The 9,528-nt window shown below is 51.3% G+C and carries 7 protein-coding genes and 1 pseudogene; 7 read left to right on the plus strand and 1 reads right to left on the minus strand.

All coding sequences use genetic code 11. The features are described 5' to 3' along the window. The first annotated feature begins 2 nt into the window (after window positions 1-2). The 7 genes and pseudogenes from dosP to OQV04_RS21825 all read left to right on the plus strand — a co-directional run bounded on the left by dosP (window position 3) and on the right by OQV04_RS21825 (window position 8,579). Window positions 3-2,387 (plus strand): oxygen-sensing cyclic-di-GMP phosphodiesterase DosP, encoded by a 2,385-nt coding sequence (gene dosP, locus OQV04_RS21795; RefSeq protein WP_442899668.1) that lies wholly within the window; start codon window positions 3-5, stop codon window positions 2,385-2,387. Between the two features lie 257 nt (window positions 2,388-2,644). Continuing rightward, entirely contained in the window at window positions 2,645-3,226 is a 582-nt protein-coding gene (ddpX, locus tag OQV04_RS21800; protein WP_001285833.1) for a D-alanyl-D-alanine dipeptidase, read from the plus strand. Window positions 3,227-3,239: 13 nt separating this feature from the next. Then, a pseudogene (locus OQV04_RS21805) lies at window positions 3,240-4,790 on the plus strand (ABC transporter substrate-binding protein). Between the two features lies 1 nt (window position 4,791). After that, window positions 4,792-5,814, plus strand: coding sequence for an ABC transporter permease (locus OQV04_RS21810; protein WP_032280867.1), 1,023 nt, complete (start codon window positions 4,792-4,794; stop codon window positions 5,812-5,814). Further along, complete coding sequence (ddpC, locus tag OQV04_RS21815) at window positions 5,811-6,707, plus strand: D,D-dipeptide ABC transporter permease (protein ID WP_101969394.1); 897 nt, start codon at window positions 5,811-5,813, stop codon at window positions 6,705-6,707. Before OQV04_RS21810 ends, ddpC begins: the two co-directional genes overlap by 4 nt. Then, entirely contained in the window at window positions 6,704-7,660 is a 957-nt protein-coding gene (locus OQV04_RS21820; protein WP_332642917.1) for an ABC transporter ATP-binding protein, read from the plus strand. Before ddpC ends, OQV04_RS21820 begins: the two co-directional genes overlap by 4 nt. Next, window positions 7,653-8,579, plus strand: a complete 927-nt coding sequence (locus OQV04_RS21825) for an oligopeptide/dipeptide ABC transporter ATP-binding protein (protein WP_032280864.1) — start codon at window positions 7,653-7,655, stop codon at window positions 8,577-8,579. The genes OQV04_RS21820 and OQV04_RS21825 overlap by 8 nt, the downstream gene beginning before the upstream one ends. A 55-nt stretch (window positions 8,580-8,634) precedes the next feature. On the opposite strand, the gene osmC is transcribed toward OQV04_RS21825, so the two are convergent. Further along, window positions 8,635-9,066 (minus strand): peroxiredoxin OsmC, encoded by a 432-nt coding sequence (gene osmC / locus OQV04_RS21830; protein WP_032280863.1) that lies wholly within the window; start codon window positions 9,064-9,066, stop codon window positions 8,635-8,637. Window positions 9,067-9,528 lie beyond the last annotated feature (462 nt).

Raw genomic sequence — 9,528 nt, forward strand, 5'->3', positions numbered from 1 at the left:
TGATGTCCCTCTGGGATGCGCTCCGGATGAATATGATGATCTCATATCAGGAACTTGTTCGCACCTTCCTTAACGAAAATGATGAAGTGATGTTTTTCAACCCCGCCGCAGAGAAGCTCTGGGGATACAAACGTGAAGAAGTCATTGGCAATAACATTGATATGCTGATTCCGCGGGATTTGCGTCCTGCGCATCCTGAATACATTCGTCATAACCGTGAAGGCGGTAAAGCGCGTGTTGAGGGGATGAGTCGGGAGCTGCAGCTGGAGAAAAAAGACGGCAGTAAAATCTGGACCCGTTTTGCGCTATCGAAAGTGAGCGCCGAGGGGAAAGTTTATTACCTGGCGCTGGTACGGGATGCCAGCGTAGAAATGGCGCAAAAAGAACAGACCAGACAATTGATTATTGCCGTTGACCATCTCGACCGACCGGTGATTGTCCTCGATCCGGAACGCCATATTGTGCAGTGCAATCGCGCATTTACCGAAATGTTTGGTTACTGCATTAGCGAAGCCAGCGGTATGCAGCCCGATACACTCCTGAACATTCCTGAATTCCCTGCCGATAACCGCATTCGTTTACAACAGTTGCTATGGAAAACCGCCCGCGATCAGGACGAATTTCTGCTGTTGACGCGCACCGGTGAAAAAATCTGGATTAAAGCCTCTATCAGCCCGGTTTATGACGTGCTCGCGCATTTGCAGAACCTGGTAATGACTTTCTCGGATATCACCGAAGAACGGCAGATCCGCCAGCTTGAAGGCAATATTCTCGCCGCCATGTGCAGCAGCCCGCCATTTCATGAAATGGGGGAAATCATTTGTCGTAATATCGAATCTGTTCTCAACGAATCGCATGTTTCGCTGTTCGCACTGCGCAACGGGATGCCGATACACTGGGCGTCATCTTCGCACGGTGCAGAAGTTCAAAATGCGCAAAGCTGGTCAGCGACCATTCGTCAGCGTGATGGTGCGCCTGCGGGGATCCTGCAAATTAAAACCTCGTCAGGAGCAGAAACCAGCGCCTTTATCGAACGCGTGGCAGATATCAGCCAGCATATGGCCGCGCTGGCGCTGGAACAGGAAAAAAGCCGTCAGCATATTGAACAACTCATCCAATTTGATCCGATGACCGGTCTGCCAAATCGCAATAACCTGCACAATTACCTCGATGACCTGGTCGACAAAGCCGTCTCTCCGGTGGTGTATCTCATCGGTGTTGACCATATTCAGGATGTGATTGATAGCCTTGGCTATGCGTGGGCCGATCAGGCATTGCTGGAAGTGGTCAATCGCTTTCGTGAAAAACTCAAACCGGATCAGTATCTCTGTCGTATCGAAGGTACGCAGTTTGTCCTCGTGAGCCTGGAAAACGACGTCAGTAACATTACCCAAATCGCCGATGAGCTACGGAATGTGGTCAGCAAGCCGATAATGATTGACGATAAACCCTTCCCGCTTACCTTGAGTATTGGCATCAGCTACGACGTGGGTAAAAACCGCGATTACCTGCTCTCCACTGCTCACAATGCAATGGATTATATTCGCAAGAATGGCGGTAACGGCTGGCAGTTCTTCAGCCCGGCGATGAACGAAATGGTAAAAGAGCGTTTGGTTTTAGGCGCAGCGCTGAAAGAAGCGATTAGCAATAACCAACTGAAACTGGTTTACCAGCCGCAAATCTTCGCAGAAACGGGTGAACTGTACGGCATCGAAGCCCTTGCTCGCTGGCACGATCCCCAGCATGGTCATGTGCCCCCTTCACGGTTTATTCCTCTCGCAGAAGAGATTGGTGAAATCGAAAATATTGGGCGCAGGGTCATCGCGGAAGCTTGCCGTCAGTTAGCAGAATGGCGTAGCCAGAATATTCATATCCCGGCGTTATCCGTGAACTTGTCGGCGCTGCACTTTCGCAGTAATCAACTGCCTAATCAGGTGTCTGATGCAATGCAAGCCTGGGGTATTGACGGCCACCAGCTGACGGTGGAAATCACGGAAAGCATGATGATGGAACACGATACCGAAATCTTTAAGCGCATTCAGATCCTGCGTGATATGGGCGTGGGTTTATCGGTAGATGATTTTGGCACGGGCTTTTCCGGATTATCCCGCTTAGTCAGTCTTCCGGTAACGGAAATCAAAATTGACAAAAGTTTTGTCGATCGTTGTCTGACGGAAAAACGCATCCTTGCCTTACTTGAAGCCATTACCAGCATTGGGCAAAGCCTCAATTTAACCGTCGTGGCGGAAGGCGTCGAAACCAAAGAGCAATTTGAGATGCTACGCAAGATCCACTGTCGCGTTATTCAGGGATATTTCTTTTCCCGCCCCCTGCCCGCCGAAGAAATTCCAGGCTGGATGAGCAGCGTGTTACCGCTGAAAATCTGACAAATTCCTCTCGCCCGCACTCGCGGGTTTTCATTTAACGTGACACTGTCACTTAAATACTGTGATTTCAGCTACGATTCCGGGAGATTCCTTCCTTAACTTCCCCTCTTGCACCAAAACTGCACTACGCTGCACAAATGTTGATCAAAAGTTAAAAAATATAACTTTAAGCCAGCATTCTGGCGCTTATCCCGGCATGGCATGAGATCTGCATAAGCGGAAAGCGCAGCAATTTTTGTCTTATACAGGAACCGTTTATGTCGGATACCACCGAACTGGTTGATTTAGCCGTAATCTTCCCTGATCTGGAGATCGAATTGAAATACGCCTGCGCTGATAACATCACAGGTAAAGCTATTTATCAGCAAGCGCGTTGTCTGTTACACAAGGATGCGATTACCGCGCTGGCGAAAAGTATCAGTATCGCCCAGCTCTCAGGCTTACAACTGGTGATTTACGATGCGTATCGCCCACAACAAGCGCAGGCGATGTTGTGGCAAGCCTGCCCAGACCCGCAATATGTTGTTGATGTGACGGTCGGTTCTAATCACAGCCGTGGCACGGCGATCGACCTGACGCTTCGTGATGAGCACGGGAACATCCTCGATATGGGCGCAGGGTTCGATGAAATGCACGAGCGCTCCCATGCTTACCATCCTTCCGTCCCGCCCGCCGCTCAGCGCAATCGGCTGTTGCTGAATGCGATTATGACTGGTGGCGGTTTTGTCGGTATCTCCAGCGAATGGTGGCACTTCGAATTACCCCAGGCAGCGAGTTACCCACTGCTCGCTGATCAATTCTCTTGTTTTATATCCCCTGGCACACAGCACGTCAGTTAATCAGGAAACTGTCATGAAGAGATCGATATCGTTTCGTCCCACATTGCTCGCGCTCGTCCTTGCCACAACTTTCCCGGTTGCGCACGCCGCCGTACCGAAAGATATGCTGGTGATTGGTAAGGCCGCCGATCCACAAACCCTCGACCCGGCGGTAACAATAGATAATAACGACTGGACGGTGACCTACCCGTCTTATCAGCGACTGGTTCAGTACAAAACGGACGGTGATAAAGGCTCAACCGACGTTGAAGGCGATCTGGCAAGTAGCTGGAAAGCGTCTGACGATCAAAAAGAGTGGACGTTCACCCTGAAAGATAATGCTAAATTTGCCGATGGCACACCTGTCACTGCCGAAGCAGTAAAACTTTCTTTTGAGCGGCTACTAAAAATCGGCCAGGGGCCAGCAGAAGCATTTCCCAAAGATTTAAAGATTGATGCTCCCGATGAACATACGGTGAAGTTTACCCTTAGCCAACCATTCGCACCGTTCCTCTACACGCTGGCGAATGACGGTGCATCCATTATCAATCCGGCGGTGTTAAAGGAACATGCGGCGGATGATGCCCGCGGCTTCCTCGCGCAAAATACCGCCGGTTCCGGACCATTTATGCTGAAAAGCTGGCAAAAAGGTCAGCAATTAGTTCTGGTGCCAAATCCGCATTACCCCGGCAATAAACCGAACTTTAAGCGAGTATCGGTAAAAATTATCGGTGAAAGTGCCTCCCGTCGCCTGCAGCTCTCCCGTGGCGACATTGACATTGCCGATGCGCTGCCGGTGGATCAACTCAACGCCCTGAAGTAGGAAAATAAAGTCAATGTGGCAGAGTATCCGTCACTGCGCGTCACCTATCTGTATCTGAATAACAGCAAAGCGCCACTTAATCAGGCGGAGCTGCGGCGGGCCATTTCCTGGTCTACCGATTATCAGGGCATGGTTAACGGCATTCTGAGTGGTAACGGAAAACAAATGCGCGGCCCGATTCCGGAAGGCATGTGGGGCTACGATGCGACGGCAATGCAATACAACCATGACGAAACGAAAGCCAAAGCCGAATGGGATAAAGTGAAGAGCAAACCCACCAGCCTGACGTTTCTCTATTCTGATAATGATCCGAACTGGGAGCCTATTGCTCTAGCGACACAATCCAGTCTCAACAAGCTGGGCATCAATGTGAAGCTGGAAAAGCTGGCGAACGCCACCATGCGCGACAGAGTGGGTAAAGGTGATTACGACATTGCGATTGGCAACTGGAGTCCGGATTTTGCCGACCCGTATATGTTTATGAATTACTGGTTTGAGTCCGACAAAAAAGGTCTGCCGGGTAACCGCTCGTTCTATGAAAACAGTGAGGTTGATAAGTTACTGCGCAATGCGCTCGCGACCACCGACCAGACGCAGCGTACCCGGAACTACCAGCAGGCACAGAAAATCGTCATTGATGACGCTGCTTATGTGTACCTGTTCCAGAAAAACTACCAACTGGCGATGAACAAAGAGGTGAAAGGCTTTGTGTTCAATCCCATGCTGGAACAGGTCTTCAATATCAATACCATGAGTAAATAACGTGACCTTCTGGAGTATTTTACGCCAACGCTGTTGGGGGCTGGTGCTCGTGATGGCGGGGGTCTGTGTGATTACGTTTATTATCTCGCATCTGATCCCCGGCGATCCGGCGCGGTTATTGGCAGGTGACCGCGCCAGCGATGCTATCGTGGAAAATATTCGCCAGCAACTGGGGCTGGACCAGCCACTGTACGTACAGTTTTACCGCTACGTCAGCGATCTGTTTCATGGTGACCTGGGGACATCCATTCGTACCGGGCGTCCGGTGCTGGAAGAGTTGCGTATATTTTTCCCGGCGACGCTGGAGCTGGCTTTTTGTGCCCTGCTGCTGGCACTCTTGATTGGCATCCCGCTGGGCATACTCTCTGCAGTCTGGCGAAATCGCTGGCTGGATCATCTGGTGCGAATAATGGCCATTACCGGAATCTCCACACCTGCGTTCTGGCTTGGGCTGGGCGTCATTGTGCTGTTTTATGGTCATCTGCAAATACTTCCCGGCGGCGGAAGGCTTGATGACTGGCTGGATCCACCAACGCACGTTACCGGCTTTTATCTGCTCGATGCGTTGCTTGAAGGCAACAGTGAAGTCTTCTTCAATGCGTTGCAACATCTCATCTTACCGGCATTAACGCTGGCGTTCGTTCACCTGGGAATTGTCGCTCGCCAGATCCGCTCAGCGATGCTGGAACAATTGAGTGAAGACTACATTCGTACCGCCCGGGCCAGCGGCTTGCCCGGCTGGTATATCGTTTTATGTTATGCGCTACCCAATGCGTTGATCCCATCGATTACCGTATTGGGTCTGGCGCTGGGCGATTTGTTGTATGGCGCAGTGCTCACCGAAACCGTTTTTGCCTGGCCCGGAATGGGGGCATGGGTAGTAACATCAATACAGGCGCTCGACTTCCCGGCAGTGATGGGCTTTGCCGTCGTGGTTTCATTTGCTTATGTGCTGGTCAACCTGGTGGTGGATTTGCTCTATTTGTGGATTGATCCGCGTATCGGACGTGGAGGTGGTGAATGATGCTAAGCGAGGAAACGTCCGCCGTACGCCCACAAAAACAAACGCGATTTAACGGTGCAAAACTGGTATGGATGCTGAAAGGCAGTCCGCTCACCGTGACCGGCGCAGTCATCATTGTATTAATGCTATTGATGATGATTTTTTCACCGTGGCTTGCGACGCATGATCCCAACGCCATTGATTTAACCGCCCGCCTTTTGCCGCCTTCTGCGGCGCACTGGTTTGGCACCGATGAAGTGGGACGCGATCTGTTCAGCCGCGTACTGGTCGGCAGTCAGCAATCAATTCTCGCCGGATTAGTGGTGGTCGCCATTGCGGGTATGATTGGTTCGCTACTCGGATGTCTATCCGGTGTGCTTGGCGGACGCGCAGACGCCATCATCATGCGCATCATGGACATTATGCTGTCGATTCCTTCGTTGGTACTGACAATGGCACTGGCTGCCGCTCTCGGGCCGAGTTTATTTAACGCCATGCTGGCGATTGCTATTGTGCGAATTCCCTTTTATGTGCGCCTGGCGCGGGGGCAAGCATTAGTTGTACGCCAGTATACCTATGTTCAGGCGGCGAAAACCTTTGGCGCGTCGCGTTGGCATCTGATCAACTGGCATATTTTACGTAACTCCCTGCCGTCGCTGATCGTGCAGGCATCGCTGGATATCGGTAGCGCGATTTTAATGGCCGCCACGTTGGGATTTATTGGCCTGGGTGCTCAACAACCGAGTGCTGAATGGGGCGCGATGGTAGCGAATGGTCGCAACTATGTACTCGATCAGTGGTGGTATTGCGCATTTCCGGGGACAGCGATTTTGCTTACCGCCGTCGGGTTTAATCTCTTTGGTGATGGTATTCGCGATCTGCTTGACCCGAAAGCAGGAGGAAAGCAGTCATGACCCAACCCGTTCTGGACATTCAACAACTGCATTTGAGTTTCCCCGGTTTTAACGGTGATGTACACGCGCTCAACAATGTGTCCTTGCAGATTAACCGCGGTGAAATTGTCGGTCTGGTGGGAGAATCCGGCTCAGGTAAATCAGTCACCGCAATGCTGATTATGCGTCTGCTACCGACGGGCAGTTATTGCGTACATCGGGGGCAGATTTCACTGCTGGGAGACGATGTTCTTAACGCTCGGGAAAAACAGCTTCGTCAGTGGCGCGGCGCACGAGTGGCGATGATCTTTCAGGAACCGATGACCGCCCTCAATCCGACACGTCGAATAGGTCTTCAGATGATGGACGTGATCCGCCATCATCAACCAATAAGTCGTCGGGAAGCCAGAGCTAAAGCGATTGCCCTGCTGGAAGAGATGCAAATCCCGGATGCCGTGGAAGTTATGTCGCGCTATCCGTTTGAGCTTTCAGGTGGTATGCGCCAGCGGGTAATGATTGCGCTGGCATTCTCCTGCGAGCCGCAATTGATTATTGCCGACGAACCGACTACGGCGCTGGACGTCACGGTACAGTTGCAGGTACTGCGTTTGCTTAAACATAAAGCCCGCGCTAGTGGAACTGCGGTACTGTTCATCAGCCATGATATGGCCGTGGTGTCGCAACTGTGCGATAGCGTTTACGTGATGTATGCCGGAAGCGTAATTGAAAGCGGCGTGACGGCAGACGTTATCCATCATCCCCGGCATCCGTATACCATTGGTTTGCTGCAATGCGCACCAGAACATGGAGTACCACGCCAGCCATTACCCGCCATTCCAGGGACGGTACCAAACCTCACCCATTTGCCTGACGGCTGCGCTTTTCGCGATCGTTGCTATGCGGCAGGTGCACAGTGTGACAACAACCAGCGCTGCGCCTGTTGGTATCCGCAGCAGGAGGTCATAAGTGTCTGACACGTTATTAACGTTACGCGACGTCCATATCAATTTCCCGGCCCGTAAAAACTGGCTTGGTAAAACTACGGAACATGTTCATGCCATTAATGGTATTGATTTACAGATCCGCCGTGGTGAAACCTTAGGGATCGTCGGCGAGTCAGGCTGCGGCAAAAGCACCCTCGCACAGCTTTTAATGGGTATGCTGCAACCGAGCCACGGGCAGTACATCCGTTCTGGCTCACAACGCATTATGCAGATGGTGTTTCAGGACCCGCTCTCTTCGCTCAATCCGCGCTTACCGGTGTGGCGCATCATCACAGAACCGCTCTGGATAGCTAAGCGTAGTAGTGAACAACAGCGGCGAGCGTTGGCAGAGGAGCTGGCTGTGCAGGTGGGTATTCGTCCGGAGTATCTCGACCGCCTGCCTCATGCGTTCTCCGGCGGGCAGCGGCAACGCATCGCCATTGCCAGAGCACTCTCTTCGCAGCCTGACGTGATTGTGCTTGATGAGCCAACCTCGGCGCTGGATATCTCCGTGCAGGCGCAGATCCTCAATTTACTGGTAACGCTACAGGTAAATCGCAGGCTGACCTATGTGCTGATCTCACACAATGTCTCGGTGATTCGTCATATGAGCGATCGGGTAGCGGTGATGTATCTCGGGCAGATTGTAGAACTGGGCGACGCGCAACAGGTACTGACGGCTCCGGCACATCCGTACACCCGATTATTGCTGGACTCCCTCCCCGCCATTGATAAACCGCTGGAGGAAGAATGGGCATTACGTAAAACGGAACTGCCGGGAAACCGCACGTTGCCGCAAGGCTGTTTTTTCCGCGAACGTTGCCCCCTTGCAACCAGCGGATGCGAAGTCCGGCAATCATTAGCAATAAGGGAGGACGGACGTGAGCTCCGGTGCTGGCGGGCGCTGTAGAGATGCTAACAACGCATCAGGCATTCACGCGCCTGACGCGTCATCCTGCAACGCTTTACGATTTCAACTGGTAATCCAGCGTAATTTCCGCTTTCAGTACCTGAGAGACCGGGCATCCTGCTTTTGCTTTCTGGATGATGCCGTCAAAGGTAGAGGCATCAATACCCGGCACCGCAACTTCACTCTTCAGTGCGATTTTCGTAATCGCAAAACCGGCATCCACTTTATCCAGCGACACATCGGCGATGGTATCAATCGATGTTGGCGTGAATCCCGCTTCCCCCAGCATTAATGAAAGCGCCATTGAGAAACATGCGGCATGCGCTGCGCCAATCAGTTCTTCAGGGTTGGTTCCTTTTTCGCCTTCAAAACGCGTGTTAAATCCATACGGCTGTTGGTTCAGCACGCCACTCTCGGTGGATACTGTTCCCTTCCCGCGTTTGATATCGCCTTCCCAGTGTGCCTGACCTTTCTTATGGATTGTCATTGTTGCTCTCCTGTGGGCTTAAAAAGGAAATTATAGACTACGTGAGAAACAGCACGAGGATAAGCAGGATATTCCGAATAAAATCCGGCAGAAAATATTACTTCTGCACTTAAATTAAATTCCCACAATAGATAACCGGGAATATATATCTCAAGAGATATTGCATCAATATCAATCAACTCACCACAATAATAATACCTATCAATATCATAGGGTTAAAATATAAAAATCATCAACCAGGACTAATCTCAACAACGAAGCGGCAAATATTTGCCATGCTGAATGTGCTTTATAAATCTGCGATCCGTAGCAGACACCATAAATACACAGACACGGAGAATCACTATGTTTACTTATTATCAGGCAGAAAATTCAACAGCAGAACCCGGGTGATGCTGCCAACTTACTGATTTAGTGTATGATGGTGTTTTTGAGGTGCTCCAGTGGCTTCTGTTTCTATCA

Source organism: Escherichia sp. Lx600-2 (assembly GCF_036662595.1).
Lineage (GTDB): Bacteria > Pseudomonadota > Gammaproteobacteria > Enterobacterales > Enterobacteriaceae > Escherichia > Escherichia coli.